We start from the raw sequence: 26,604 nt of genomic DNA, 5'->3' as shown, positions 1-26,604 counted from the left end.
CAAGCTCCAAGGCGTGCCGGGGTGGGCCACCGTGGCCAGGCAGGCGATGGGGAAGCGCCCATCTTGGTGGCTGTAGTGGTAAACAGCCGTGGCCTGCACTGCTGCCGGGTTGTCCCGCAGGGTTAGGCGTTGCCGCGCCTCGTTGCTGATGAAAATGGCCTGTAGCTTAGTGGGATCATTGGGATCGCCCCCTGGCACCAACGGCAGCGGCAAAGAGTCGGTGCGGGTCAGCTCCAAGCGCTGCCCCACGATCACCCGCAGGCCCTCCACACGGGCCCGCCGCTCCCAGTAGCCATCCAGCCCCACCTCGGCAAGTGCGCCTGCGGGTGGGTTGTCTTCGGTGAGGGATTCGCCCAGCTCATTTTTGGCCTCAGGCGGGATTGTGTCACCTGCCCTGGCGTTGAACTTTTCGGCAAAGGTGGGCACGTTGCAGCCATTCTGCGGGTCAGGCGTCACGGGCGGACGCTCGTAGCTGGCCTTGGGCCCAAAGCGATTGTCGGCCCGATAGACATCGTCCACGTAGGGCGGGCAGACTTGGTCGGAACCGGACTGAAAACCGCCGGCCTTGATCCGGCCGGGGTTGGGCTCCCGTTTGGCGTTGAGGGGAGAAGCCGCCCATCCCGCTGCATCTGCGGCATAGGATCCGCGGGTGCGTATGCGGCCGAAAAGGTGGAGCTCCAGCGGATCCAGGGCCACACTCTCCGGCTCTACCGTGTTTTGCACCGAGTCAAAGTTCAGGTTGTTCAGCCTGGCCAACACACTCGGCGCTACGTCTTGCTCGCCGGAGTGCACATCGAAAATCAGGGTATCGCTCACCTGCTGGCCGGCGTAGCCAATAGCCCCTGCCACCAGCTCTCCGAAGGCAGTAATCTCCGAGTTATCTACAGGCATGTAGAAACAGGATTGCTCCGAGCTGATGGTGAAAGCCCGGAACAAGTTGTTGGGGGCATAGCGGAAGAAAAGGCTGCCGCCGGCGTAGATGGCGCCGTTCCAGTTGTAGCCGGGGGTGAAGAAAAACTCTAGGTCGCCGCGGCTGAAGGCCCCCCACTTGTTGAGGAGATCCCGCTTCCGATCCTGCTGGAATTGCAAAGCCGAGATGGCGCGGGTGGTGGAGTCGGCGCCTTGAATGGGCAAGGTGACGGCAAAGACCTGGAAAGGCTTGTACAGCGCCGATCCCGCCTGGAACCAGTCTCCCACGTTGGGGTTGGCGGTCTGCTCGGCGGCTTTGTCGGTACAGGGGTTCAGGGCCGACCCTTGCAGGGGGCCACTGCGGATCATCAGGCGCCGCGCCCGCTCCGTATCCGTTAGCTGGCTATCCTCAAAGCCAGCGCCAGCAGCCCGACGGGTGTTGAGAATGGTGTAGGCAGTTACGGAGTCGTTGACGCCGTTGTTGTCGGTGTCCACCAAAAACCACCAGGCCGGCGCCCGTACCGGCACAGGCAGGGTTTGCCCGGGGTTGTTGGGATCCTCCACCTCGATGTTGGTTGTAATTTCGAACTGGGTTTCATCGGGGAGGATGTAGGGCTCGTTCTCATCCCGCGGGAGCAGCCCTCCCGCCCCGTCGTTAATCAAGGCCGCGGCAAGTTGGGCATCAGTAGGGGTGCCAGCGGGCAGGCGGGGATCCCGCACCAGGTAGTCGATCTTGGCCCGCGCCCGGTCGATGGCGGCGTTTAGTTGTCGGCTAACCGTCTGCCCCGCCCGTTCCACCTGGGTTTGGATATTGCGCTGGGTGGAGCGGGTGAGCAGGCCCACCGTTACCAAGCTCAACACCAGTACAATCAGGATGGCGACCGGTAGAACAAAGCCACGCTCGCGGATCCTGCGCCGATCCACCGGGATCTTCAGAGAGCCAAGCAGACGCAGGGCAAGTTTGAGCAACAGTGGGGAAGGAGCAGACATAGCCGTACGCGGGTAAAGGCTACCAAGATAGCAACAGTATGCAAGGGATCCGGATTGCAGGCATCCCCACCTCTGGGGGGAAACGCCGGGCTGCCCAAGCGCTCCGCGCCGCTCACGCGACCACCCCCGGCCCCTCTCCCTGAGGGAGAGGGGAGTAGGATAGGGGCTTTGTACTTAGAGAATTCCCAGTTGTTGCGCCTTGAGCAGGGCGGTGACGCGGTCGGTGGCGTCCAGCTTGCGGTAGGCGGCGCTGGCGTATTCTTTCACGGTTTCGATGCTGAGGCCCAGGCGGCGGGCAATCTGCTTGTTGGCCAGGCCCTCCTTCATCAGTTGCAACACGCACAGCTCGCGGGGGGTAAGCTTGGGCAACGCTTGGGGGGTGGGCAGCCAGTCTTGATCGGGAGTGGCCAGAATTTGCCGAATGACGCGGGCCAGCTCCGCCGGGTCGGTTTCTTTGGAGAGGTAGCCTTTGGCCCCCGCTCGTCGCGCTGCCTCGACCAAGGCCGGCTCCTGAAAGGTGGTCATCATCACCACCACCACCGACAGGCCCAGCTCAACAATCTGCTGGCAGGCCAGGATCCCGTCTCCATCCGGCATGCGCACATCCAAAATGGCCACGTCGGGAGGGTTGTGGCGGCAGTACTCAACGGCCTGGGATCCCGTCTCCGCTTCGGCCACCACCTCAAATCCTTGCGCTTGCAGGGCAAACTTGAGCCCCAGCCGAAATAGGGGATGGTCGTCGGCAATCAGAACTCGCACAGGGGAACTCATGGCAGGCGATCCCGGCCAGGAAGGGGGCTAAGCTTAATCTGCCCAAAAGAGGGAGCTAGCCCTCACCCCCGGCCCCTCCCCCCAAGGGAGAGGGGGGCTAGTTTTTCACAAAGACCATGCCGTGGGCGCTGGGGCTAAAGGTGGGATCCAGTTGGGTCTGGGCGTTGTACAAGGCGCCAGTTAGATCCGCTCCCTCCAGAAAAGCTCCCCGCAGGTCGGCCCCGCGCAGATCGGCCTGGCGTAGGTTGGCTCCTGTCAGGTCGGCGCCGGCAAGAACAGCCCCGCGCAAATCGGCTTCGCTGAGGTTGGCCACCTGGAGGTTAGCCCCTGTGAGATTGGCCTGCTGGAGGTTGGCTTGGCTGAGATCCGCTTCCCACAGAAAGGCCCCTCTCTGATCCGTGCTGCTCAGGTTGGCGCCGCGCAAATCGGCCAAGTTGAGGATTGCCTGGGAGAGGTTGGCAGCTTGCAGATTGGCCTGCTTGAGGATGGCTTCTTTGAGGTTGGCCCCCCACAAATCCACGCCTGGCAGCTCGGCTCCCGTCAGGTCGCAGGCGGGGCAATCTTTGCTGGGGGCAACAACTTGGGATCGGCCCAGTTGGGCATCCAGCTCCAGTTGGGCAAAAACAGGAAGTGCCGGGATCCCTATCCCCCACAAAGCTATCCCGCCGAAGACGCCCCAAGACCGAGGCCCTACCACCTTTTTCACCGGGATCCCTCCCTCACCGTCAGCCTCTCTCCCTCTGGGAGAGGGGAGCTGGAGATCAACCCAGAACTATAGCTGTTCGCGGGGGATCCGCCATCCAGTTGCAACCTGGCCTGGGGGCGGCTGGCAGCGGGGGCAAAAGTGGGCTGAGCGGCCCGCCAGCTTAAGCCGCTGAATGGGGGTGCCGCAGAGGCGGCAGGGATCCCCTTCCCGACCGTACACCCAGGCTTGACCTTGATAGTTGCCGTTGATCCCACGCAGATCCCGGTAATCACGCAGGGTGGTGCCCCGCTGCTCCAGCCCAACCCGCAACACCTCGATCAAAGCTTGCCGCAGGCGGCTTTTGGCAGCGTCGGAAAGCTGCGAGGCGGGCGTCAAAGGGTGAATACCGCTCAAAAACAGGGCCTCATCAGCGTAAATGTTGCCCACCCCCGCCACCAGGCCCTGATCCAGCAGGGCAGTTTTGATGGGGCGGCGGCTCTTCTGCAAAGCAGCTTGGAAATAGATTTCTGAAAAGGCCGGCGACAGCGGCTCCGGCCCCAAGCTCTGCAGGGCGGGGATCACCGTCTCCGGCTCCACCCCGGCGGGCACCAGCCACATCTGGCCAAAGGTGCGCAGATCAACAAAGCGCAGCTCCCACCCCTGCTCCAGGCGCAGCCGGACGCGAGTATGAACCGGCAAAGGCGCGGATCCCTGAACCCAGAGCAGTTGCCCGGTCATGCGCAGATGCACACCCAGAACCGCTCCGGAGTCCAGGGATCCCAAGAGATACTTGCCTCGCCGCTGCCACTGGGTCAAACAGGTACCAGCCAGCCCCTGCTCAAACTCCTCTTTGCCAGGGTAGGCCACGGTGCGAGGGAGAAGCACCTCCACCGCCAGGATGCGCAGACCTAGAGTAAGGCGCTGCAGATCCCGCCTGACGGTTTCAACCTCGGGCAGCTCGGGCACAGGACAGGAAGGCCAAAAGCTTGGTTTACTTGGCAGAGGTAGCTTTGGCTTTGGGCTTGGGCTCTTCCACCACCTCCAGCTCGTCCTCGCGGAAGTTGTTGGTGTTGATGTTGTAGTAGTTAACCTTGTCAAAGCGGACGATCACCGGGTAGAGGATGCCGCTGGTATCCACCGCTGCCACCGTTCCCACATCCCGATACCAGTAGGATTCTTTCCGCAACACACGGACTTTGGCACCACGCTGAATCGCCATAGGGGTTTTCTCCGTTGACCTGCACTTCAGATTACCCTAGTCGGTGGGAAGGCTGCGATTTCCGAACTTTTGTAACAGGGATCCCTGCCGTTCTGGGCTAGGGAGGAGAATGAAACGCCGCACCTAGGAACCTGGCTCTTGTCCTCAACCGGAACACTGGTCATCGGCAGCTTCTTTCTTGCATTCGTAAAGAAATGCAAACTATACTGAAGGGTGGGTGGCATTCTTGTTTTCATTCTTTACAGATTCCACTCTTTTTGCTCCAAAGCACACAGCGGAGGTTCTTATGTCCAACCCCAACCTGTCTGAGCCCAAGTTTGGCTTTAACGAATATGCCGAGCGTCTCAACGGTCGCGCAGCCATGATTGGCTTTGTCCTGGCCATTGTCATCGAAGCGGTGACCGGCCAAGGCGTCGCCTCCTGGCTGGGGCTGATCTAGAAACTTGGCTTGCGGCAACCCCCCTCTCCCTGAGGGAGAGGGGCCGGGGGTGAGGGCAAAATCAAAAACAGATCCCTTCCTGGCGTTTGGCAATGGGCATGCGCCAGCCGGTGCCAAAGGCCCGGTCAGTGACCCGCAGTCCTGGAGGAGCCTGGTGGCGCTTGAACTCGGCATTTTGCACCAGCCGCAGCACCTGGTGTACGGTATCGGGATCAAACCCTTGGGCCACCAGCTCGGCAGCGGATTGGTGCTGTTCAACGTGTCGCTGCAGGATGGCGTCCAGCACGTCATAGGGGGGTAGGCTGTCGCTATCTCGCTGGCCAGGCCGCAGCTCTGCCGAGGGGGGCTTGCTGAGGATGAGAAGAGGGATCCGCTCCTGGTGGCGGTTGATCCAGCGGGCCAGGCGGTAGACCCAGGTTTTGGGCACATCGGAGATCACCGCCAAGCCACCGGACATATCCCCGTAGATGGTGCAGTAGCCCACTGCCAGCTCCGACTTGTTGCCCGTGGTCAAAAGCAGCCGGCCAAACTTGTTGGAGAGGGCCATGAGCAGGGTGCCGCGGATGCGGGACTGCAGGTTCTCTTCGGTGATGTCGGGGGGCAGGCCGGCAAAAGGCTCGGCCAAGAGATGTTGGTAGCTTTCCATAATCGCGTGAATGGGGAGCTTCAGGGTCGAGATCCCCAGGTTTTGCGCCAGTTGGTAAGCGTCCGTCAGGCTGCCGGGACTGGAGTAAGGAGAGGGCATGAGTACCCCCAGCACCCGCTCCGGCCCCAGGGCGTCGGCGGCAATGACGGCAGTAACAGCCGAGTCGATCCCTCCCGACAGGCCCAGCAACACCTCGCGAAAGCCACATTTGCTGACGTAGTCGCGGGTGCCCAAAACCAAGGCTTCGTACAGCTCCGCTTCCGGCTCTGTTGGCCAGCGGGATCCCGGCGGGCTGGGTTCCTCATCACGGGGATGGAGCAGCGCCTCCACATCCACGATGAGCCGATCCGGCGCAAAAGCAGCAGCTTGGGCCACCAGCCGGCCTCGGCCATCTAGGGCGCAACTGGCCCCGTCAAAGATGAGGTCGTCGTTGCCTCCCACCTGGTTGACGTAGAGGATGGGCAGGGCGTGCTTGCGGGCTAGAGATCCGAGCATCTCCACCCGCAATTTTTGCTTGCCCAAGCTAAAAGGGGAGGCGGAAAGGTTAATCAGCAAATCGGCGCCGCAGCGGGCCATCTCTTCTACTGGATCGCGGTGGTAGCGGCAGTGCTGCCAGAAGTCGCGGTCGTTCCAGATGTCCTCACAGATGGTAAAGCCCAGTCGGCGGCCCCGGTACTCAATGGGTTGGGGTGGGGATCCCGGCTCGAAGTAGCGATCCTCGTCGAAGACATCGTAGGTGGGCAGGAGCGACTTCTGGAACCAGTGGCGGATCTGCCCCCTTTCCAGCCAGGCTGCCGCATTGTAGAGGGGCCGCCCCTCCGGCAGAGGGTTAGGCTGCACGGATCCCACCACCACCGGAATGCTCTCCTGCAGCCGGGCGGCCAACTGCTGCAAAACTTGGCCGGCCCTCTCGATGAGAGCTGGATAGAGCAGCAGATCCCGGGGTGGGTACCCCAACAGGGCCAGCTCAGACGTAATGGCCAGCTCCGCTCCTGCCGCCGCCGCTGCCTCGACCGCCGCACGGATGCGTTCAGCATTGCCGCTGAGATCGCCAACGGTGTAGTTGAGTTGCAACAGCGCTACCTTCACTTGGATCCCCTTGGCCGAGAACGGTTGCCCGGCAAATGGCAGACTCCACGATGATAGGCCAGCATGAATCGTTAAGTTTGGCCCTTCACCCCCCTTCTGCTGTTGCTGGCGACTCTGTTTCGGCTTCTGGATGGAAGTAGCGGTAAATCTGGCGGGCCAGCTTGGGGCCAATACCTGGCACCTGGGCCAACTGCTCTTCTGTGGCCATTTGAATGCGGGCAAGGGAGCGAAACGCCTCCATTAGCAGCTTTTGGCGCTGCTTGCCCAGGCCAGGGATCTCCTCCAGGACAGAAGCCTGTTGGCGTAGCTGCCGCTGCTGGCGATGGTAGGCTAGGGCAAAGCGGTGGGCCTCATCTCGGAGGCGCTGCAACAGCAGGCGGGCCGGATCCTGGGGCGGCAGCCGCAGCGGCAGCGGATCCCCGGGCCGAAAGATCTCTTCCTCCCGCTTGGCCAGGGCAATCACCGGCAGGTGCTCCAGGCCCAGCTCTGCCAAGACAGCCATGACTGCCGCCAATTGCCCCTTACCGCCGTCAATGAGCACCAAGTCCGGCTGATCCTCAGGGGTCATTTTGCTGAAGCGACGCCGCGCCACCTCGGCATGGCTGGCAAAATCGTCGGAGTGGCCGGGCCGCACCTCGGGGTTGCGGATCCGATAGCGGCGGTAGTGCTGCTTGGCTGGCAAGCCGTCGATAAACACCACCTGGCTGCCCACCGCATCGGATCCCTGGAGGTGGGAAATGTCGTAGGCTTCCAAGCGGCGGGGAGCTGCCGGCAAATCCAAAACTTCTGCCAGGCGTTCCAGCGCCTCTGCCTCCCGGTTTGCCAAGCGCTGGCTGCGGGCTAGCTCCAGCCGGGCGTTCCGCTCTACCAGTTCAATTAGCTCCGCTTTGCTCTGCCGCTGGGGGGCAAGGAGACTGACCTTGCGCCCCTTTTTTTGGCTTAGCCAAGACTCAAGAAAATCGCGATCCGGCAGCTCGTACTGGGTCAAGATTTCCGAGGGAATTTCCACCGGGTCGCAGTACTGGTAATGCTCTTGCAAAACTCGCTGCAAAATAAGAGCCGGGTCGTCGCCACGGTTTTCAGCAATAAACCCCAGCCGTCCCACCAACTTGCCCGCCCGCACCTGAAACAACTGGATGCAAGCTCGCGAGTCATCCATAGCTAAGGCCAGGGCATCGCGGCTGACGGTAGAGTTGGGCAAAGACACCTTCTGGGATTCGCCCAGTTGTTCTAGGCCACGAATTTGATCCCGGTACCGCGCCGCCGCCTCATAATTTTCTTGCTCGGCTGCCTGGGCCATTTTCTCCTTCAACTCCCGGATAAGCTCGTCCGTCTGCCCCTGGAAGATCATCGCCACTTGAGCAACGGTCTTGCGATACTCCTCCGGGCTGATCAAGCTTTGGCAGACACCAGGGCAACGCCCGATGTCGTAGTTCAAACAGGGGCGATCTTTGTAAAGGGGCTTGGGACGCTGGCGCAAGGGAAAAATGCGCTTCACCAGGCCGAGGGTGTAGCGCAGCAGGCCCACATCGGTATAGGGCCCGTAGTACTTATCTTGATTTTGGTTGAGACGGCGGTGGCGGGTAATGTAAATCTGAGGGTAAGGCTCTGACCACGTAATGCACAAGTAGGGGTATTTTTTTTCCTCCTTGAGGAGAACATTATAGGGCGGCTGATAGGTTTTAATGAGATTGTCTTCCAGGGCTAGGGCTTCGCTTTCGTTATCGGTTACGATAAACTCGATCTCGCAAACCTGAACCACCATGCGCTGAATGCGAGGAGGCAAGTCGCCGGTAAAGCGAAAATAGGATCGCACGCGAGATCGCAACTTCTTCGATTTGCCCACATAGAGAATCTGGTCGGTGGCATCTCGCATCAAATAGACACCAGGTTCGGTGGGAATCTCCTTGAGTCGGCTTTCTAGAACATCAGGGTTTTGAATCAGAGGGACAGTCATACAGCTTCGCTCCAACAGGCAAAGCCAGGGATCCCAAGGTTTTTATTCCGTGATGACTTGGCTCATGTAGTTTCTCCAAGTTTGGGCGGCAATGCTGCTGCTGCCGCCGGTGGGGCCGGCGTCGTCGTTGCCCAGCCAAATGCCGGTTACCAGAGGCGGGTTGGGTGTGTAGCCGATAAAGAGCAGATCCTTGTTGGCGGTGGTGGTGCCGGTTTTGCCCGCTTCTCCGATCCCAAGGCGAGCGGCAGTGCCGGTGCCGGAGCGGATCACGCCTTGCAATACGGCGGTCATCTGCTGGGCGACGCTTGCCGACAAAACCAGCCGCTGCGAGCGGGGATCCTCGCGGCCTGGGTAGATCTCGCGGCAGGTGCGAAAGTCGTCGGGGTTGGCGCAATCGCTGCTATCCAAGATGCGGCGGATGGTGTGGGGCCTGGACCAAAGGCCGCGATTGGCCAAAGGAGCAAAGGCCGCGGTCAGCTCCAGCAGGTTCACCTCCATCGTGCCGAGTACCAGGGAAGGATAGGGCTGCAAGGGGGATTGGATCCCCATTTGCCGCGCCATGGCCACCACCTGCTCCAGCCCCACCTGTTGGGCCAGCCGCAGGGCGATTACGTTTTCGGAGAGGATCAAGCCGCGGGCCAAGTCCATGGGGGCACTTCCCGAGCGGCAGCCCTGAAAGGTGAGGTTGCCCCAAGTAAGCGGCTCACAGGAGAGCACCTGCGAAAGCGGGATCCCCTGGCTGAGGGCGGCGGCGTAGGTGAAGACTTTGAAGGTGGATCCCGGCTGCCGTTGGGCTTGGGTAGCCCGGTTGAAGGGGCTGGCGTTGTAGTCGATCCCGCCCACGAGAGCTAAGATCTCGCCGTTGCGGCTGTCGAGGCTGACCAAGGCACCCTGACTGAAGCCCAGGCGGGAGCCCGCCTCGCGCACCGTTTGGGCCAGGGCCTGCTCCGCCAGCCGCTGGTAGGGCAAATGCAGTGTGGTCTCGATGATGAAGTTGCCCTCTGCCGAGAGGTCTTGGCCCAGAAGCTGCCGCAGCTCCTGGAAGACGGTGCTGTAGAAGTAAGGGGCAACCGTCGAGGTCTGGGAGCGCAGATTGGGGTTGAGGGTGAGGCGGCTGCGCCGGGCCCGCCGAATCTCCTCTTCTGGGAAGACTTGGAGCTCGCTGAGGCGATCCAACACCCGATCCCGGCCCCGCACGGCGGCATCGTAGTTGGCGATGGGGTTGAAGGCATTGGGAGCAGGCAGGATGGCGGCCAGGGTGGCGGCTTCGGAAAGGCTGAGCTGGCGGCTGGGGATCCCGAAGTAGAACTGGGCGGCGGTCTCAAAGCCGTAGATGCCGTTGCCCAAGTAGACGTTGTTGAGGTAGAGGGTGAGGATTTCGTCTTTGCTGTAGCGCCGCTCCAGCTTGAGGGCGGCAACAGCCTCCCGCAGCTTGCGGCCAAAGGTGTTGCCTGAGCCGGTGTAGTCGCGCAACACGGTGCGGGCCAGTTGTTGGCTGATGGAGCTGCCCCCCTGCTGCACCTCTCCGGAGCGCAGGTTGACCCAAAAGGCGCGGGCAATGCCCAGCAGATCGACCCCGAAGTGGGAGTAGAAGCGGTGATCTTCGGCGGCCACCACCACTTTGGGCAGAATCGGGCCGAAGGCCTCCAGGTTGGGCAGCTCCCGATAGATATCCCCCTGGTGGCGGCGCAGTTCGGTTTGCCGATCCCCGGCCAGGACGATGAGGGGGTTGCGATCGGCGGCGAGCGGCGGTTCTACTGAGAACTTGCTCCACTCATGGCCGATCCAAATTCTCACCCCCAGCCCCAAGAGCGCCATCAGGATCAGGCAGCCGCGCACCCCGTACACCTGCGGCGGCGGTGGATCCAACACCTGAATGAACACGCTCTCCGGATCCCGGGGCGGGCCAAGGCTGAGTCGCTGGCCATGGCGCAGGATCACTCGACGCACCCGCTCGGCGCCGCCAAAGGGCTTGAGGCGAAAGACGCCGTTGGTGGAGTCTTGATCTTCCAGTTGGTAGCGACCGGCGTTCCACCCCAGCCAGTAGAGAATTGGGGGCAACGGGATCCGCCACCCCAGGCCGGGCAGACGCCAGCCCGGACGCGGACGGATGCGGGCGTGCAGATGGCTCACCGCAGGAGCGCGGATGCGGATGGTGGCCACCGTCTGGCTGCGACCCAGAATGTCGGATCCCTGCAGGGTGACCACTTGGGGGGGCTCTCCTGGGCAGGTGATCCGCAGGCGCACCGGGCGCTTGGGGGGAGGAGGCTCGGCGGGCTTGAGGAGAAGCGTAGGCCCGACCGGAAAGGGTCTCGCCAGGGTCTTGAAGAAGCGGGCGACGGTGCCCAGCACAGGATTCTTGTCTTCGGAAGCAGACATGGCTCAATCTCCCCGCAATTCCCGTGAGCGGCGCAGCAGCTCCTGCAGGGTCTGGCCGGGAGGAGGGCCGGCGGGGGCCAGACGGGGCTGGGCAACGGGGGCGGTGGGCGGGGAAGGTGAAGGGCTGGGCGGGGGATCCCAAACGGCCAGGTAGAGGTGGCCCTGGGGGGTGCGCTCGACAAGGCCAGACCAAGGGCCGACACGGAACTGGACGCGCTCAGAACGGTTTTCCCGCACCGCCTGCAGTTCTCGCTGCAACTGGGGGGGCAAGGGGGCCTGCAGCATGTCTTCCAGCAGCCCTTCTGCCTGCGGAGCGGGCACGTCGTCGGCAACAGTGGCCTCGATTTGTTGCAGCGCCAGGCTGGATTCGTCGTAGGTGAGGCTCAAGTTCATGCCGCCCAAGCGGTACAGGTCGTACACGGTGTTGGGCCAAGCGCCCCGACCCTGCTGGCTGGGGGATCCCAGGGCGGCCCGCACCACCTCGCGGGAAGTCTGGAGAGGGAAGGCGCGCAACACCGGCCCGCTGCCGCTGTAGGGCTCCAGCTCCGGCGCCGGATCCCGCTCCCTCTTGCCGGCGTCCTGAGCAGCACCGCCGTTGACCCGCTCCAGAGCAAGAGGTTCAGGGGCCGTATCGGGCTGCGCATCCGCTCCTGGGCGCTCATCCTCTAACTCCGTGGGAGCTGGCGAGGGGCGAGAGCCGGAGATCACCGGAGCCGCAGGGCGCTGCAGAAACCGTCCCAACTGCCAACTCACGAGGGCCCAGCCCAGCAGCCCGCCCATCAGGAAGAGGAGCAGGGATCCCCTGTTCTCCGCCGCAGTGGCCCCTGTCACGGGCCTGAGACGCAGCGTGCCGGCTGTTGCTAAAGGAGCAGGATCCCGAAGCGAGGCGCCACGGATCCCTGGCGATGGAAAGGCAACAGGGGCGGAACCTCGGATCCCGGCTTGGATGCGCTCCAGCTCTGCCAACACATTGGCCACCGTGGGCGGACGGGCAGCCGGATCTTTGGCCAAACAACTGAGGATGAGGTCGGAGAGGCCAGCGGGCAGTCCCAGCTCTTCCAGAGGCAGGGGGCGCTGCTTGTGGTGGGCCTGGTACCAGCCCGGGAAAGATTCCGTGGTGGGCTGGAGGGGCATCTGGCCGGACGCCATCTGGTAGAGGATGATCCCGAAGCTGTAGATGTCGGAGCGGGCATCCAGCGGCAACCCTTCCAATTGCTCTGGGGAGGAGTAGGCCAGCGTCCCCAGGTAGGCGTGGGTGAGGCTCAGCGACTCCCGGGTGTTGAGCAACTTGGCAATGCCGAAATCCACCAGCTTCGCCAGCTCCCCCAAGCTCTCGTCGGCCACCACGATCACGTTGGCCGGCTTGAGGTCGCGGTGGATGACCTGGATCCGCTGCCCTTCCAAGAGGATCCCTTCGTGGGCCGCTTTGAGCCCCAGGCCAATTTGGCGGGCCAGGCGAAAAAAGCGCTCCAGAGGCAGAGGTCCCGCCGCCAGAATATCCTTGAGGGTTTGGCCGTTTAGGTATTCCATCACATAGAAGGGCACCCCATCGGTAGTGATGCCGTAGTCGCTCACCTTGACAATGTGCAGGCTCTTTTGGCCCAAAGCGGCGCAGGCTTTCGCTTCCCGCTCAAAGCGCAGGCGGGCCTGCTCGTCCATCGCCGGCTGGGAGAGCAGCTTAATAGCCACTTCCACCCCACCAAAGAGCAGATCTTGGGCCAAATAGACCCGCCCCATGCCTCCTTGCCCCAGCAGATGGGTGAGGCGATAGCGCTGGGCCAAGAGGCGATCCAAAAAGGGATCCGAGGAAGTGAACATAGGGGATGGCGACGATACAGAGAAGAGAGCAGGGCCCTGGCAAGAGTAGGCTACCTCTACCATAAGCACTGGGGCCCCAATAGGCCATGCTCACCCTCGTCGATCCGGTTGCCTTGAATGTCTTTGCCCGTTGTTTACCACCCCGACTACAGCGCCCCCCTGCCGCCGGGCCACCGCTTTCCCATGCAAAAATTTCGCCTCCTGCACGAGCTACTGCTGCGGGAAGGGGTGATCCGCCCTCAGCAAGTGCACCAGCCGGAGCTGCCTCCCCTGGCCTGGATCGAATCGGTGCACACGCCAGAGTACGTGCGGGCCTACTGTGAGGGATCCCTGGAGGCCAAGCTGCAGCGGCGCATCGGTCTGCCCTGGAGCCCTGAGCTGGTGCGGCGCACCTGTCGAGCCGTGGGCGGCACCGTCCTGACCGCCCAGTTGGCCCTGCGCCACGGCCTGGCTTGCAACACCGCCGGCGGCACCCACCACGCCTTTCCCACCTACGGCGCCGGCTTCTGTATTTTCAACGACCTGGCCATTGCCGCCCAAGTCCTGCTGCAGCAGGGGCTGGTGCACAAGGTTCTGATTGTCGACCTGGATGTGCACCAGGGCGACGGCACCGCCTGGATCTTCCGCTCCGAGCCGCGGGTGTTTACCTTTTCCATGCACTGCGCCGCCAATTTCCCGGCCACCAAACAACAGAGCGACCTGGACGTGCCCCTGCCGGTGGGCCTGGAAGACGAAGCCTATCTACAAATCTTGGCCGACCACTTGCCGGATCTCTTGGCCCAGGTGCGCCCCGATCTGGTGCTCTACGACGCGGGGGTGGATCCCCACCGCGAAGACCTCTTGGGCAAGCTGGCCCTCAGCGACGAGGGGCTGTTTCGCCGCGACATGCAGGTGCTGGACACCTGCTTAAAGCGAGGCTACCCCGTTGCCTGCGTTATCGGCGGCGGCTATGGCAAAGACCTTGCCCACCTTGTGTACCGCCACTCGCTGCTGCACCGCGCCGCTGGCGAGGTCTACCGGCAATACTGCCTCTAGAAGGGCACAACTAAGCGTATTCGGCGATCACCACCGTGATGTTGTCTCGCCCGCCCCGCTCTTTGGCCGCCTCGATTAACTTGCGGGGGAGCTGCTCCAAGTCCTCTACCTGCAGGCAATACTCGGCGATAGCCTCGTCATCCAGCTCTTCGGTGAGCCCGTCACTACACAACAGCAGGCGATCTCCCGGACAAACTGTAATTGGCTGCACGGCAGGCGGCCCCGCATCGGGCCGGCCCAGGCAGCGCTCGAGAATATGTCGCCAGGGGTGGACGCGGGCTTGCTCTTGCGTCAACTCCCCTTGGCGAACCGAGCGGGCCACCAGGGTGTGATCCTCCGTCATCTGCTGCATCTCGGATCCACGCAAGCGGTAGAGGCGAGAATCGCCAATGTGAGCGCTCCAGCAATTGTTGTTAGGATCCACCAAGGCCACCACCACGGTGGTGCCCATGTCGGCCCGCTCTGGGTTTTCCCGCTGGTCTTTCAGAATGGCCTCGTTGGCTGCTTCTACCGCTTCGCTGAGCAACTTGGGTGCCGGCACGTTTTTCCAGCCTCGATCCAGATAGGCCCGGATGGTCTCGACGGCCAACAAGCTAGCCGTTGCCCCGGCAGCGTGCCCTCCCATGCCATCGGCAACGATGAAGTAACGTCCTTCTGGATCACAGTAGTAGGCATCCTGATTGCTGCTGCGGACCTTGCCTGGATCCGTAGCGCAGGCATATCGTCGCATCACATCAGTCGCTCTGATCCATTTGCCTTTAAGAGTACCCTGACCAGCGCCAAGGCGGCGAGAACGGCCAAAGCCAGGGTGACAATCGCTAAAGTAGCATGCCCAGCCAAAAATAGCTGGGTTGCGCTGAGAAAAAAGGTTGCAAACAACACTGCGTAAATGGTGCCCAGGCCGGTGTTGTTCAGCCGGCGCATCAGGCGCTCTGCCTCGCTCGAGCGAACCCGCAGGCGCAGTTCCCCCTGTTCCAACTTGCGCAAGGTCGATTCAAGACGGCGGGGCAAGCTGAGGCTGCTACTGGTGAACTCTGCCGCCTGGCGGCTGACCTGGGCTAGCAGAGTTTCCGTCTCCGGTCTGCTGCCGTTCATCAGCTCCTCCGCGAAAGGCTTGGCCACTTCCAGAAAATTGAACTCCGGATCCAACCCTTTTCCCAGCCCCTCCAACGTGGTCAGGGCCCGCATCACGAAGGTAAAGGTGGCGGGAAAGCGAAACGGCTGATCGTAGGCCAGCTCGTAGAGGTCTTCGCTGATGGCCGCCACGGAGATTTCTCCTGGGTTGCTGGAAAAGGGTTTATCCATAAAGTGATCCAGCATGTACTGCACCGAGCGACGCACCGGCGCCAGATCGGCGGTGGGCACCAGCACCCCCAGCTCCACCAGCGAGGCCACCACTAGGTCGGCATTTTTGGCCACCACAGCCGCCAGCATGGCCATCAGCTTTTCCTTGATGCCGGGGCGAATGCGCCCCATCATGCCGAAGTCGTAGAAGATCAGCGTGCCATCCGGCTTGACGGCAATGTTGCCAGGGTGGGGATCGGCATGAAAAAAGCCGTCTTTGAGCAGTTGCCGCAAATAGGCCTCTGCCCCCAAGCGGGCCAAGACCTTGCGGTTCAGCCCCGCCGCGCTCAGGGCTTCGTAGTCGCTGATCTTGATCCCCGGCAGGTATTCCAATGTCAGCAGACGGGGGGAAGTGTAGCGCCAGTACACCTTGGGGACGGCAATTTGCGGCATATCCCGAAAGTTGCGGCGAAAGGTGTCGGCGTTGCGGCCCTCGTTGAGGTAGTCCACTTCCTCCCAGAGGGTGCGGCGGCACTCTTCGTAGATGCCGATCCAGTCTCGGCCCGGCCCGCCCCACCGGGTGCGGTACTGAAAAAACTCGGCGATCCCGCGGCAGATCTCCAGATCAATCGTGAACAGGCGGGTCAGGCCCGGACGCTGCACCTTGACAACGACTTCTTCGCCAGTCTTGAGCTTGGCGCGATGCACCTGCCCCAAGCTGGCTGCAGCCAAAGGGGTGGGATCGAAATAGCTGTAGATCTGCTCAATCGGCTTGCCCAACTCTTGCTGCACGATGGCCGCCACCTGTTCGTAGCCAAAGGCGGGCACCCGATCCTGCAGCTTGGACAGCTCCTCGACATACTCGGCGGGGAAGAGATCGGCGCGGGTGGAGAAAAACTGCCCCACCTTAATAAAGGTAGGGCCCAGGTGGAGCAGCGTCTCACGGATCCAGATGGCTCTGGCGCGGCGGCGTTTGGCCTTGCGCTCTGGTGTGGCCTGCCCCCCGTAGCTCCACGCCTGCTGATCCAGCCAGAGGTAGAACAGCCAGGTGAGCACAAATCGCCAAATATCCAGAAGGCGGCCCCAGCGGGTGTAGTTTTCCCGGGCCCAACGGTAGGCGGTATAGGGCTTGACGGGTTCGGATCCCAAAAAGGTTCGGGATCGGAGTGTGCTGGCGTTCAAGCGTTTCGACTCCGATACTTCTGCAATTCGGAGCGCAACTGCGCCACCTCTGCCCGTAGGTCGTCCAAGGTTGCCTGCAGATCCTCTGTCTTGAAGGGCGGCGGCACTATTGCTTGGGTAGCTAGCGATGCTTCCGCCTCAGCCCGGGCCATGACATCCTGAGCAAAAGTCTGCCAGCCCTCTTGGAGCTCCGCCCACACCTTGCCCACTTCCCCAGCAATGTCGGCGAAGGTGCTCTCCAAGCGCTCTCGCAGCACGTCGGCCACCGCCTTGCCGACGAAAAAAGCCCGTACAACTGGATTCTTCATGCAACCCAAGTGTTAAGAAGCATCACCCAAATTATAACGAATCCTACTCCAACCAGGCCGAAAAGCCGATCCACCCCGGCGGCGTCGGATGATCGGCTTGACTGGCTTGGCAAATGGAGGAAGATGCGGCGGGTGGGCTGCCCAACCTCAGCGGCGGTTGGTGGTCATGTCAGGGATCTTCAGATCGAAGACACTGATGTTTTGCCGCGCTGCCGGCTTGGGATTGAGCATGCGGGCCATGTTGAGGAAGTTTTCCGGATCCCCCGGCTTGGGAGGACGGGTAATTCGATAGGTGCGCACCACTTCCCGCGTCGAGCGCTTCACGCCGGAAACATCCCGCCACCGCGCTCCGTAGCGGGGGGTCACCAGGTTGGCCGGCTTCTCTGAGAGGCGACGGCGCTGGTAGGGCACCACATCGTCCCCAAAGGCGGCGTTGTACTCCTCACTATCGATGACAGCATCAATAAAGCCGTCCAGCCCGCGGGTGGCAAGGATGATGGAGTATTTGATGCGCTCCTGCTGGCTGTAGGTGGGCCGGCCCAGGAAGCGCTGGAAGGTGACCTCGACGAAGCGGTAGTTGTCGTTAGGAACCATGACCAGATCCCGGTACACCTCCGATTTGCCCAGGCCACGGATAAACTCTTTCACCGAGATCGCCCCGTTGCGCAACTGGGACTCCAGAGCTTTTTGCCGGTAGCTCTCCAGCATCAGGTGTTCGCTGAAGATCTGCCGGTAGGCGGCGCGGATGACATTCTCGATGCCCGTCGGGTCGTCGGGGCGATAGACGGGCGGGGTTTCGTCGCTGGGTACAAAGTAGCGGTTCACCCGCACGTTTTGCGTGGTGGGGCGATCGGCAAGCAAGGGAAGAGACATAGGCTGTGCTCCTACAAGAAACAAAACAACTAAAGAAGAAGAGGCTACCGCTCAGCAGCCAGCTCCTGCTGGCTGAGGCGAGCGCGGAGGGGAATCAAGGGATCCGCATCCTGCAAAGCCATCTGGAGAGCCGCTGCGGCTGCGGGGCGCAGGGACGCTTCCCCCAGCCGAGCCAAGTCCGTCAGGGATCCGACGGCAGCATAGCGGACGCCCCAGTCAGCGTCGCCCAAGCACTGACGCAACAGGTGCAAAGCTTGCTCTTGGTCGGAGAGAGGCCTCCGTGCAGCTACCCGCCCCAGCCCACGGGTTGCCGCCCGCCGCACGCTGGGGGCGAAGTCCGCCACAATGGCTTCCGCCAAAAAGGGGTAGGCATCCCCGTGGCCGATGCGGGCCAATGCCCGCACCGAATAGGCACGTGCCCCATAGTCGAAGCCATCGATGTTGGCCAGCAAAGGCTGTACCGCTGCCTCCCCGAAGCGCAGCACCTCTTCCAGGGCGGCTTCTCCCACGGCAGGGCGGTTGAAGCCAAAGGCGCGAATGAGCAGGGGGATCCCTTCCACGTGGCCCAAGGATCCCAGCGCTCTCACCACCCGCAAAAGCTCTTCCGCTGAGGTGGCCTGTTCCAGTTCAGCAGCCAGTTGAGCCACAGCAGTAGGAAGCACTTGCGCAGCCGAGGAAGAGGACATAGACAACCCACAGGCCGAAGGTAAGGTAAAGAACAAAACATTCGAGTGAGCCAACACGGGGGAGAGCCCAAAGCCCTTCCACGTCTAGAACAGCCTGTCCAGCTGCGGGATGATCGCCGCTGCCACCCGATCCGGCGGCACCCGCCCCAACTGTAGCGCCACGTCGAACAGGCGCTTCAGAGCGTTGATGCGCAGGTTAAGGGCCACATCGGCTGTCGCCAACAGCGACGCTCCTGCCACCCAGCCGGATTCTGCCAGATCGAAAAGGGCCGCTTGGCGCAGGCTGAAATTGGGGTGGGCCAGCAGCGCCACCAGAACTTGGGTCAGCTCCTCGGCTTGCGTAAAGCGATAGAGCACCCAGGCAGCTGCCGAACGCACCCGCTCCGAAGGGTGGCTCAAAAAAGGCCGGATCGCCGCCTCGGCCTCGGTGGCGCCGAGCTGGCCCAGCGCCTCGATGAAGGCTTCCCAGGGCTGCTCCTGCTCCCGCGACTGCAGCAAGGCCAGCAAGGGATCCACCGCTCGCCTGTCCCCTAACTGGGCCAGGGCGTAGGCAGCCTCTTCCCGCACGTGCAGATCGGTACAGGCAAGTGCCTCGATCAGGCCGGGCACGGCCCGCACGTCGCCAATTTGCCCGAGGGCTTTGGCGGCATTGCGCCGTAGCGGGTAGCCCCCCAAAGCGGTGCGATCCCGCTCATCTCGCAACGCCAGCAGCAGCGGCTCCACGCCCCGCGGATCCCGAACCGTGCCCAAGTACCAAGCGGCATAATACCGATCTTGGGGATCATCCCCCTGCAGCCGCGCTATTGCCTGCTCCCAGGTGAGCGGCTGGGGCAGCACCGCTGTGTTGGATGTCATGGGAAGCCTTGCAGAGCCGTCCATGGAATCGAGGCCACCTTGCCAATGACTGCGGTTGAGCAGGGGGATCCCTTACTCAGCAGCGCCGTTGCTCTGGGGAGGGGCCACCGATAGAGCAGTGACCTGCACAATTTTGCCGCCCATCCGCAGAATGCGCTGCATCTCGGCAGACAGCCGGCTGTAAGGAACTGTGGTGCTCATGGTGCTGCGACGCACCTTAGCAGAGGTGGCCAGAGCATCGGGCGGGTTAAGCAGGCCAGTGTACTCAACCTTGTAAACCCGGCTACCGGCTTCCGTCAAAGTTTCAGGGCCGCTGGTGCTTTGACCAAACATCGCTTTCCCCCGAGTCGAGTTCAACTTTGTGCAGCACCTGGGCACAAAAACCCCCTCACCACCAGAGGGGCCCCAAAAGCCACCTCCAGAGGCGGAGCTGTACCCAGGCACAAGCGCTTGGGAAGCAGGCAGGCAACCTAGCCGGCTCGAGAAGAGCCGCGGTGCCGAAAACCTGGAAACGACCGGCTCAGCTTTACTTGGGCTGCTGCCTGCTCTATAGGGGCACTTAATTGAAAGACGAAGAAAGAGATCGCTCCCCCAAAAACGGGATCTCTACTCTGGCATCCCTTAGCTAAGGGCGTTGATGGCGTAATCAAAGTAAATGGCTGCCTCGTTGGCTGCTTGGCCCTTCAGCATGCCCAGTGCACGGCTCTTCATGTGTTGCAGAGCCACAATGTACCAGCTCGGGGAGAGGTTAAAGGAGCGGTTCACCTCCCGCAGGCCAGCCACCAAGTATTCATCGAGGGGGCCCGTGCCGCCTGCAACCAGCGAGTAGGTGATAAAGCGCAGATAGTAGCCAATGTCGCGGGCACACTTGGCCTGAAACACATCGCCATGGCCCATCTCGCCCGGCTGGGTCAGGTAGGGGAAGCGCTTGAATACTTCCTGCACCGCTTCGCGCACCAGCGTTTGTTGGTTTTGGGTCAGGACACGGGCCGCTTCTAGAGAGGCAGCAGCGCGCTGGTAACGACCATTAACGGCCTGCAGCTCGCTGGCATTGAGAAAACGCCCTTGATTGTCAGCAGCGGCAATCGCTTCGGTAATGACAGTTTTCACCTTGCAACTCCTAAATGCGTTGACTGTTAGCAAAAGTCTTAGTTGAGCAGCCGGCACCCCTTTAAGTGGGGGATGCCTTTCTGCCTATCGGAAAAAGGGATCTAGACGATCTCAGGGAGCTTTAAAGAGGGACGACCGCCTTCAACCCTCAACTTACCCTCAACTTAAACAATGGCGGCAGCCGCCTTGTCGAAGTAGCTGGCCACCTCGCTTTGCAGCGCCGAGCAGTCGCCAGGGGTGATGCCGTTCGGATCCATGATCTTGGCCAGGGCTTCCTTCTTCATGGCCGCAATGGCGTTGGCCATGGAGCTAGTGGGCACCCCCAGCGCAATGTAGGTCTCCCGCAGGCCGTTGAGGCAGCGATCTTCCAGCACCGAGCTGTCCCCCGCCAGGGTGGCGTAGGTGATGTAGCGCAAGATGATCTCCAGGTCGCGCAGGCAGGCAGCCATGCGACGGTTGGTGTAGGCATTGCCGCCAGGGGCGATCAGATCCGGCTCCTGGGCAAACAGGGAACGAGCCGCATTGGTTACGATTTGGGCGGCGTTGCTGGTCATGCGGTTGACCGCATCCAGGCGCTTGTTGCCCTCTGCCACCAAAGCCGCCAAACGGTCAAACTCTTGATCACTTAAAAAAGCACCGCGTGCATCTGCCTGAGCGATCACCCGGGTAAAGGCGTCTTGCATGATGGATCTCCTTCTGGTCTTTCCAAAAAGCGATGGGCGACTGGCTGAACCTCTCAAAAGCGGGATCCCAAACTTTGTTGTTCGCGGGATCCTCCTTGCCCAAAAACCGGGGATCCTGTGGAGCGGGTTGCTCAAAACTACCCCCACCGAAGCCCCAGATTTTGAGACAAGTCAAGAACCTCTGCGACTTTCAGACAGCCGAGCATCCAGGTCAATTTTATAGCGTGGGAGGGATGAGTGTTTTGTGAAGATTTACAAATAAACAGGCACCAGAGTGTCTGCTTGGCCGCCAATCCTCTGGCTCTGTTGGGTCAGCAGGCCGGAAACCGGTCGGCGAGGGTAGTAACAAAATGTAAACATTCGTTTTACTTGTTTTGAGATAAAGGCAAGCCTCTTGCCCACACGCTGAAGCAGTCAATGTTCGGGGGTACCTATTCCTTGCAGAGCAGCTTTTAGATCCCGGCAGAAGTGGGCGATTTGTTGCAGCCCCTGGGCGGGAGTGGGGGCTTTGGCCAGCCGTTGCACGAAGGCACTGCCCACGATAGCGGCATCGGCTCCCCAGAGAGCAATCTGGCGGGCTTGGTCGGGGGTGGAGATGCCAAAGCCCACCCCAATCGGCAGAGAGGTGTATTGGCGCAATTGCTGCAGCAAGGCCGGGATCCGCTGCTCCAGGGTGGCCCGTTCGCCGGTGACGCCGGTGGTGCTGACCAGGTAGATAAAGCCGCTGGACTGTTGGGCAATACGGCGCATCCGCTCCGGGGGACTGGTAGGGGCCACCAGTAGGATCAGGTCGATCCCCTCTGCCTGCGCTGCTTCCCGCAGGGATCCGGCTTCTTCCAGGGGCAGGTCGGGGACGACTAAGCCAGCACAGCCGGCCCGGCGCAGTTGCTGCACAAAGGTGGGGAGGCCGAGCTGGTGGATGGGGTTGTAGTAGGTGAAGAGGATGAGAGGGGCCCGCAGCGAGAGGCACCTCAAGCCCTGCAAGATGGCACCCAAGGTAACACCCCGCTTGAGGGCGCGGGTAGCTGCTGCTTGGATCACGGGTCCATCGGCCAGGGGATCCGAGTAGGGCACCCCCAACTCGAGGAGATCGGCGCCGTGTTGATCCAAAACTTGCAGGGCCTCAAAGGTGGTTTCCAGGTCGGGATCCCCGGCGGTGAGGTAGGGGATGAGGGCGGCTTCGCCGCGGCTGCGCAGCGCCTGAAAACACGCGGTGATCCGGCTGGGCATGGGATCCATCCGAGCTGAGGAGATGAAGAGAGTTGAGAGCATCCCCTACTGTAGCGCTTGCCGGGATCCCTAGGGGATGGGCACGAAATCATAGCCCGTGCCGGAGCGGTTGCCCCGTTCAATGCGCACCAGCACGTTGGGGGCATCGCGGTCGCCGGAGGGCAAAAAGCGCACCTCCCCGGAAGCGCCGTCTGGCAAGCGGAAGTTGGAGTCGCCAAGGGCAGTGAGAATGCCGCTGCGGCTGGGGGATCCCTGCCGAATAGCCTGGAGAAAAACACGGGTGGCGTCGTAGGCCAGGGCGGTGCGCCAACTCACCTGCCCTCCCCACATCTGGGCTGCCTTCTGGGCAAAGCCGCGGCTGCGGGGAAGATCGGGATGCCAGGGCACCGCCACCACCATGCCCTCCACCGCTGCTCCCCCTTCCTTGAGGGTGGTGAGGCTGAAGAGCACATCCCCCCCCACCAGGGCAAGGGGTTGGCCGAGGAGGGCGTTCTGGCGGGCAACGGCCAGCGCTTGTTCGGCTACGGAAGCCGTGGGTGCCAAGAAAGCCGCCTGGGATCCCTGCTCCAGTGCTCTCCGGAGGCTGGCCTGGGGGTTGAAATCGGCGGCTGTTAGGTCAAAGGTGGCCAGCACAATCCCCCCTTCGCTGGTCAGGGTGGAGGCAAAGGCGTCGCGCAGGCTGGTGCTATAGGCGCTGTTGGGGTTGTAGAAGATGGCCACCCTCTGCAGGCGCAGCTTGTTAAGGACATAGCGGGCCAGTTGCGTGCCAGCAATCTGGTCGGAGGGGACGGTGCGAAAGATGGCGTTCCCCAGCAGGCTGATGCGGGTGCTGGTGGAGGTGGAGGAGATCATGGCCAGGCCGGCAGACTGATAGATCTCAGCCGCCGCCAGGGTGGCATCGCTGGCGTTGTGGCCGATCACCCCCAAAATCTCAGGCTGGCCCACCAGCGCTTTGGCCACTGCCGCCGCTCGCTCCGGGTTATCCCCGTCGTCGGCAATCACCACTTGCAGCAGCCGCCCCTCAAGGCCCCCCTGTTGGAAAAGCTCCTCTTGGGCCTGGGCCACGCCCCGCAGCGTCTCTTTGGCGCGGTTGGGGTTGCTGGAGATGGGCACCACCACGGCTAAGCTCAAGGGGTTGCCCTGTTGCCGGGCGCGGGCGTTGTTCAAAAAAATGCGCGCTTCCGGGTCGTTGCGGTTGTTCTGCAGCCCCATCTCCAAGAGCGGGATCGCCGCCCCAAAATTGCCCTGGCGGATGAGCTCTGCGGCAGCCACGGCGGCGGGGCTGCTATCGGCAAAGAGGGTGCGCTCGCCGCTGGTTAAGAGCAGATCCTGGGCCCTACTGCCCAACCCTGGCAGCGACACTCGCGGCAGCGAGATCCCTGGCGGCCAGCGAAGGTAGCCCGCCCGCCAAGCGCGATGACCGCCCCAGAGGAGCAGGAGCCCCAGAGCAATGTAGACGATGGGTGGCGGAGACTTGGCAACCATGGGCCCTAAAGAAGAGAACAACAGCAGAATCCGGGCAGCAGGGGTACTGCTCACACCTTCAGGAAGCTCCTGGAACCCCTCTCTTCAAGGATCTTCAAGAATTTCTTGAAGCATACCCGAAGGATCAGGCCGGTAGGTAGGGCTGTTGCGGTATTGGCGCTCCAGGTGCTCCACAATGGAGACAGGAACAGAGGGAGTTGCCGAGGGCTCTTCTGGGTGTACGCTGGGGCTCAGTCTCCCAGTTAGCCTGCAGAGATGGGGCCCAAACCCCTGCAGCGATCAGCAAAAGGACGATAGCGGCGGCGTCAAGCAATGCGACATCGGGGCAAGACGCTGGCTTTCCCTTCCCATGATAGAGGTTGTCGAAAACCCTTTACCTCAGGATCCGCTCGAACAAGCCCTGTGGGACTGGCACCGGGGCCAGGCCAGGGGCTCCCTGCGCTTGCACGCCTACAGCGCCGAGGGGATCCCGCTGGCAGAGGAGCCCCAGGTGGTCTCGCCGGAGGTGTTCTTCACCCAGGAGCTGCCAGAAGTGGAGGCCCTGGCTTTGGATCTCTGTCGCAGTCGCGTGTTGGACATTGGCGCCGGCACAGGCCGCCACAGCCTGCTGCTGCAGGAGGAGGGGTTGGCTGTGGCCGCCCTGGATCGCTCCCCCGTGGCGCTGCGGATCATGGCCGAACGGGGGGTGCGCTGCCGCATTGCCGCCGACCTGTTCTCCTGGGAGGGGCCGGAGGAGCCCTTCGATACGCTGCTGCTGCTGATGAACGGCGTCGGCCTGGTGGGATCCCTGGCGGGATTGGAGCGTTTTTTAACCTTGGCCCGCCACTGGGTTCAGCCTACCGGGCAGTTGCTTGTGGATTCCACCGATCTAAGCGACCTCAGGGAAGATGGCGGCTCGGCGGATCTGCCGCAGGTAGAAAGTTCAGCCGATTCTGAAGCCGAGGATTGGGAGAAAGGGAAGGACTTGAAAGCGGCGGGCGAGGCAAAAGCCAAGGTGGTGAACTTTGTGGCCGAGTACAACGGGCAGCGCGGGGATCCCTTTCCCTGGCTGTTTGTGGATCCGGAGACCCTGCTGCGCTATGCCCACGCCCACGGCTGGCAGGGACAAATTCTCTACCAAGAGCCGGAGGGAGCCTTTCTGGCACGGCTTGCGCCTCTCTAAGCGTAGCCCCTTAGTGGGAAAGGATCTGCGACAAAAAAGGCGGGAACGCTCTTCCTGGGGGTTGCTGAAAAACTCTTGGGGGGTGTTTTCTTCCACGATCTTGCCGCGGTCAAAATTGAAAACTTGACCGCCCGATCTGTTGAGGCCAGAATCCGGGATCCCAACTCCTAGAAAGAACCCCACTGGCAGGGCAAGCCCAGTCCAACAGCGATACTCTAGGCGATACTCTAGAAGGTGTTCTTGAGTAAGTCCGTGCAAACAATGGCTCAGCCTGCCCTGCGCATCCTGCTCGTGCGCCACGGTGAGAGCACCTTCAACGTCGAAAATCGCATCCAAGGCCGCTCCGATCTCTCTCGCCTCACCCCCAATGGAGAAGCGCAGGCACAGCGGGTAGCTGAGGTTCTGGCCGGGATCCCCTTGGATTACACCTACTGCAGCCCTCTCTCCCGTGCCCTCGACACCGCCCGTATCATTCTCAAGGAGCGAGCGGGGATCCCTTTGTCCATCAGCGAGCACCTGCGGGAGATTGACCTGACGGCCTGGGAGGGCTTGACCTTTGCCGAGGTGAAGGAGAAATACCCAGAAGATTACCACCTATGGCGGCACCGTCCCGACGAGCTAGAGCTGGAGGGGCGCCTTCCGGTGCGGGATCTCTGGCAGCAGGCGCAGGAGTTTTGGCAACTGCTGGCCGAGCAAGTGAAGTCAGCGCCCCCCACCTCCTCTGATCGGGGAACCGATCCAAGGCATCCCCTCAACGTTCTCGTCGTCGGGCACAGCGGCATCAACCGCGCCCTGGTCAGCACCGCCATCGGCCTGGGGCCGGTTCACTACCACCGTCTTGGGCAAGATAACTGCGCCATCAGCGTTCTCAACTTTCCCCAGGGCCTGGGGGCGCCGCCACAACTGGAATCTTTGAATATCACTGCCCATCTGGGTCAGCCTCTGCCCAAACGCAAGCGGGGGATGCGCATCCTGCTGGTGCGGCACGGCGAGACGCAATGGAACCGGGAGCAGCGCTTTCAGGGGCAGCGGGATATTCCCCTCAACGCCACTGGCGAGGAGCAGGCAGCTAGGGTGGCGGAGTTTCTGGCCGATCAGCCGCTGAACCTGGCTTTTTCCAGCCCGCTGAAGCGCCCCTGGGCCACGGCGGACGCCATCTGCAGCAACCACCCCAACCTGATCCTGCGCCCGATGCCGGAGCTGCAGGAGATCTGCCACGGCGATTGGGAGGGCAAGCTCCAGAGCGAGGTGGAAGCCGAATACCCAGGCGAGCTGGAGCGCTGGCAGCGGGATCCGGCCACGGTGCAAATGCCCAACGGGGAAAACCTGTACCAAGTGTGGGATCGCACGCGCTCGGCATGGGAAGAGATTTTGGCCATCACCGCCGCCCAATTTCCCGAAGGCACGGCCGTGGTGGTGGCCCACGACGCCATCAACAAGGCGATCATCTGCCAGTTGTTCGACCTTTCCCCCCACGCCTTTTGGATCTTCAAGCAGGGCAATGGGGGCATTACCGTTATCGACTACCCCGACGGCAAGGACGGCGCTCCTGTTCTCAAAGTGTTGAACCTCACCACTCACCTGTCCGGCCAGATTTTCGACTGCACCACAGCGGGTGCACTTTAGCGAGGTGGAAGATGGGATCCACCTTCCCTGCCGACCTGAGCCTGCTCAATCTCTGCCTCCGTGGGGTGCGCCTGTTGGATCCCTGGCAACAGCGGGATGAGGTGACCGACGTGTGGCTACAGCAGGGCCGCCTCCGGGCTACTCAGCCAACGGGGATCCCTGCCGACATCCCCCGCCTGGATG

At 62.2% G+C, this 26,604-nt stretch carries 23 protein-coding genes and 1 pseudogene; 4 read left to right on the top strand and 20 right to left on the bottom strand.

Annotation, left to right across the window (positions count from 1 at the left end; genetic code table 11):
* The 5 genes and pseudogenes from NW835_RS08955 to NW835_RS08935 form a co-directional block, all read right to left on the bottom strand.
* A pseudogene (locus tag NW835_RS08955) lies at positions 1–1,899 on the bottom strand (type II secretion system protein); the annotation flags it as partial.
* A gap of 174 nt (positions 1,900–2,073) precedes the next feature.
* Positions 2,074–2,670 carry a response regulator gene (locus tag NW835_RS08950; RefSeq protein ID WP_414364567.1) on the bottom strand — a complete coding sequence of 199 codons (597 nt, stop codon included), beginning with the start codon at positions 2,668–2,670 and terminating at the stop codon, positions 2,074–2,076.
* A gap of 97 nt (positions 2,671–2,767) precedes the next feature.
* On the bottom strand, positions 2,768–3,367 hold the full coding sequence (locus NW835_RS08945; protein ID WP_414415092.1) for a pentapeptide repeat-containing protein: 600 nt from the start codon (positions 3,365–3,367) through the stop codon (positions 2,768–2,770).
* A gap of 75 nt (positions 3,368–3,442) precedes the next feature.
* Complete coding sequence (locus NW835_RS08940; protein ID WP_414370249.1) at positions 3,443–4,321, bottom strand: DNA-formamidopyrimidine glycosylase; 879 nt, start codon at positions 4,319–4,321, stop codon at positions 3,443–3,445.
* 25 nt (positions 4,322–4,346) lie between these two features.
* A complete protein-coding gene (locus NW835_RS08935) occupies positions 4,347–4,574 on the bottom strand; it encodes a photosystem I reaction center subunit IV (RefSeq protein ID WP_414362355.1) in 228 nt (75 codons plus the stop codon).
* A gap of 286 nt (positions 4,575–4,860) precedes the next feature.
* Between NW835_RS08935 and NW835_RS08930 the strand changes: the two genes are divergently transcribed.
* On the top strand, positions 4,861–5,013 hold the full coding sequence (locus NW835_RS08930) for a chlorophyll a/b-binding protein (protein WP_011429120.1): 153 nt from the start codon (positions 4,861–4,863) through the stop codon (positions 5,011–5,013).
* Positions 5,014–5,074: 61 nt separating this feature from the next.
* Here NW835_RS08930 and NW835_RS08925 read toward each other — a convergent pair whose 3' ends face one another.
* The 4 genes from NW835_RS08925 to NW835_RS08910 all read right to left on the bottom strand — a co-directional run bounded on the left by NW835_RS08925 (position 5,075) and on the right by NW835_RS08910 (position 12,902).
* Entirely contained in the window at positions 5,075–6,748 is a 1,674-nt protein-coding gene (locus NW835_RS08925; protein ID WP_414415091.1) for an NAD+ synthase, read from the bottom strand.
* Positions 6,749–6,833: 85 nt separating this feature from the next.
* Positions 6,834–8,705: an excinuclease ABC subunit UvrC gene (uvrC, locus tag NW835_RS08920; protein ID WP_414415090.1), complete on the bottom strand. Its 1,872-nt coding sequence runs from the start codon at positions 8,703–8,705 to the stop codon at positions 6,834–6,836.
* 42 nt (positions 8,706–8,747) lie between these two features.
* Complete coding sequence (locus tag NW835_RS08915) at positions 8,748–11,084, bottom strand: transglycosylase domain-containing protein (RefSeq protein ID WP_414415089.1); 2,337 nt, start codon at positions 11,082–11,084, stop codon at positions 8,748–8,750.
* Between the two features lie 3 nt (positions 11,085–11,087).
* Entirely contained in the window at positions 11,088–12,902 is a 1,815-nt protein-coding gene (locus NW835_RS08910; protein ID WP_414415088.1) for a protein kinase domain-containing protein, read from the bottom strand.
* Between the two features lie 117 nt (positions 12,903–13,019).
* On the opposite strand from NW835_RS08910, the gene NW835_RS08905 reads away from it, so the two are divergent.
* Positions 13,020–13,937, top strand: a complete 918-nt coding sequence (locus NW835_RS08905) for a histone deacetylase (RefSeq protein WP_414370258.1) — start codon at positions 13,020–13,022, stop codon at positions 13,935–13,937.
* Positions 13,938–13,947: 10 nt separating this feature from the next.
* Here NW835_RS08905 and NW835_RS08900 read toward each other — a convergent pair whose 3' ends face one another.
* The 11 genes from NW835_RS08900 to NW835_RS08850 all read right to left on the bottom strand — a co-directional run bounded on the left by NW835_RS08900 (position 13,948) and on the right by NW835_RS08850 (position 23,687).
* Positions 13,948–14,667, bottom strand: coding sequence for a Stp1/IreP family PP2C-type Ser/Thr phosphatase (locus NW835_RS08900; protein ID WP_414415087.1), 720 nt, complete (start codon positions 14,665–14,667; stop codon positions 13,948–13,950).
* Positions 14,667–16,403 (bottom strand): ABC1 kinase family protein, encoded by a 1,737-nt coding sequence (locus NW835_RS08895; protein WP_414415086.1) that lies wholly within the window; start codon positions 16,401–16,403, stop codon positions 14,667–14,669. The genes NW835_RS08900 and NW835_RS08895 overlap by 1 nt, the downstream gene beginning before the upstream one ends.
* A complete protein-coding gene (locus NW835_RS08890) occupies positions 16,400–16,711 on the bottom strand; it encodes a DUF6825 family protein (RefSeq protein WP_414364546.1) in 312 nt (103 codons plus the stop codon). The genes NW835_RS08895 and NW835_RS08890 overlap by 4 nt, the downstream gene beginning before the upstream one ends.
* A 147-nt stretch (positions 16,712–16,858) precedes the next feature.
* Positions 16,859–17,584, bottom strand: coding sequence for a phycobilisome rod-core linker polypeptide (locus NW835_RS08885; RefSeq protein WP_414364544.1), 726 nt, complete (start codon positions 17,582–17,584; stop codon positions 16,859–16,861).
* A 44-nt stretch (positions 17,585–17,628) separates the two neighbouring features.
* Positions 17,629–18,270: a HEAT repeat domain-containing protein gene (locus tag NW835_RS08880; protein ID WP_414364541.1), complete on the bottom strand. Its 642-nt coding sequence runs from the start codon at positions 18,268–18,270 to the stop codon at positions 17,629–17,631.
* 84 nt (positions 18,271–18,354) lie between these two features.
* Entirely contained in the window at positions 18,355–19,125 is a 771-nt protein-coding gene (locus NW835_RS08875; protein WP_414377234.1) for a HEAT repeat domain-containing protein, read from the bottom strand.
* Between the two features lie 72 nt (positions 19,126–19,197).
* On the bottom strand, positions 19,198–19,458 hold the full coding sequence (locus NW835_RS08870) for a phycobilisome linker polypeptide (protein ID WP_414370262.1): 261 nt from the start codon (positions 19,456–19,458) through the stop codon (positions 19,198–19,200).
* A gap of 288 nt (positions 19,459–19,746) precedes the next feature.
* The gene (locus NW835_RS08865) at positions 19,747–20,235 is read right to left on the bottom strand and encodes a phycocyanin subunit alpha (RefSeq protein ID WP_011429135.1); all 489 of its coding nucleotides are present in this window, start codon (positions 20,233–20,235) and stop codon (positions 19,747–19,749) included.
* A 164-nt stretch (positions 20,236–20,399) separates the two neighbouring features.
* Positions 20,400–20,918, bottom strand: coding sequence for a phycocyanin subunit beta (locus tag NW835_RS08860; RefSeq protein WP_414415085.1), 519 nt, complete (start codon positions 20,916–20,918; stop codon positions 20,400–20,402).
* A 414-nt stretch (positions 20,919–21,332) separates the two neighbouring features.
* Positions 21,333–22,148, bottom strand: a complete 816-nt coding sequence (gene trpA, locus NW835_RS08855) for a tryptophan synthase subunit alpha (protein ID WP_414415161.1) — start codon at positions 22,146–22,148, stop codon at positions 21,333–21,335.
* A gap of 69 nt (positions 22,149–22,217) precedes the next feature.
* On the bottom strand, positions 22,218–23,687 hold the full coding sequence (locus NW835_RS08850; RefSeq protein WP_414415084.1) for an ABC transporter substrate-binding protein: 1,470 nt from the start codon (positions 23,685–23,687) through the stop codon (positions 22,218–22,220).
* Positions 23,688–23,982: 295 nt separating this feature from the next.
* On the opposite strand from NW835_RS08850, the gene NW835_RS08845 reads away from it, so the two are divergent.
* Positions 23,983–24,795 (top strand): class I SAM-dependent methyltransferase, encoded by an 813-nt coding sequence (locus NW835_RS08845; RefSeq protein ID WP_414415083.1) that lies wholly within the window; start codon positions 23,983–23,985, stop codon positions 24,793–24,795.
* Between the two features lie 261 nt (positions 24,796–25,056).
* Positions 25,057–26,421: a histidine phosphatase family protein gene (locus NW835_RS08840; protein WP_414364531.1), complete on the top strand. Its 1,365-nt coding sequence runs from the start codon at positions 25,057–25,059 to the stop codon at positions 26,419–26,421.
* Positions 26,422–26,604 lie beyond the last annotated feature (183 nt).

It is taken from the genome of Synechococcus sp. OH2 (assembly GCF_047462155.1).
Classification (GTDB): Bacteria; Cyanobacteriota; Cyanobacteriia; order Thermostichales; family Thermostichaceae; genus Thermostichus.
This window is presented reverse-complemented; position numbering and strand designations above follow the sequence as displayed.

What these genes read in the sequence shown, in the direction of transcription:
- NW835_RS08950 (WP_414364567.1), bottom strand. Translation starts at nt 2,670, where the DNA reads ATGAGTTCCCCTGTGCGAGTTCTGATTGCCGACGACCATCCCCTATTT.
- NW835_RS08935 (WP_414362355.1), bottom strand. Translation starts at nt 4,574, where the DNA reads ATGGCGATTCAGCGTGGTGCCAAAGTCCGTGTGTTGCGGAAAGAATCC.
- NW835_RS08930 (WP_011429120.1), top strand. Translation starts at nt 4,861, where the DNA reads ATGTCCAACCCCAACCTGTCTGAGCCCAAGTTTGGCTTTAACGAATAT.
- uvrC (WP_414415090.1), bottom strand. Translation starts at nt 8,705, where the DNA reads ATGACTGTCCCTCTGATTCAAAACCCTGATGTTCTAGAAAGCCGACTC.
- NW835_RS08915 (WP_414415089.1), bottom strand. Translation starts at nt 11,084, where the DNA reads ATGTCTGCTTCCGAAGACAAGAATCCTGTGCTGGGCACCGTCGCCCGC.
- NW835_RS08910 (WP_414415088.1), bottom strand. Translation starts at nt 12,902, where the DNA reads ATGTTCACTTCCTCGGATCCCTTTTTGGATCGCCTCTTGGCCCAGCGC.
- NW835_RS08905 (WP_414370258.1), top strand. Translation starts at nt 13,020, where the DNA reads ATGTCTTTGCCCGTTGTTTACCACCCCGACTACAGCGCCCCCCTGCCG.
- NW835_RS08900 (WP_414415087.1), bottom strand. Translation starts at nt 14,667, where the DNA reads ATGCGACGATATGCCTGCGCTACGGATCCAGGCAAGGTCCGCAGCAGC.
- NW835_RS08890 (WP_414364546.1), bottom strand. Translation starts at nt 16,711, where the DNA reads ATGAAGAATCCAGTTGTACGGGCTTTTTTCGTCGGCAAGGCGGTGGCC.
- NW835_RS08885 (WP_414364544.1), bottom strand. Translation starts at nt 17,584, where the DNA reads ATGTCTCTTCCCTTGCTTGCCGATCGCCCCACCACGCAAAACGTGCGG.
- NW835_RS08880 (WP_414364541.1), bottom strand. Translation starts at nt 18,270, where the DNA reads ATGTCCTCTTCCTCGGCTGCGCAAGTGCTTCCTACTGCTGTGGCTCAA.
- NW835_RS08875 (WP_414377234.1), bottom strand. Translation starts at nt 19,125, where the DNA reads ATGACATCCAACACAGCGGTGCTGCCCCAGCCGCTCACCTGGGAGCAG.
- NW835_RS08870 (WP_414370262.1), bottom strand. Translation starts at nt 19,458, where the DNA reads ATGTTTGGTCAAAGCACCAGCGGCCCTGAAACTTTGACGGAAGCCGGT.
- NW835_RS08860 (WP_414415085.1), bottom strand. Translation starts at nt 20,918, where the DNA reads ATGCAAGACGCCTTTACCCGGGTGATCGCTCAGGCAGATGCACGCGGT.
- trpA (WP_414415161.1), bottom strand. Translation starts at nt 22,148, where the DNA reads ATGCCCAGCCGGATCACCGCGTGTTTTCAGGCGCTGCGCAGCCGCGGC.
- NW835_RS08845 (WP_414415083.1), top strand. Translation starts at nt 23,983, where the DNA reads ATGATAGAGGTTGTCGAAAACCCTTTACCTCAGGATCCGCTCGAACAA.
- NW835_RS08840 (WP_414364531.1), top strand. Translation starts at nt 25,057, where the DNA reads ATGGCTCAGCCTGCCCTGCGCATCCTGCTCGTGCGCCACGGTGAGAGC.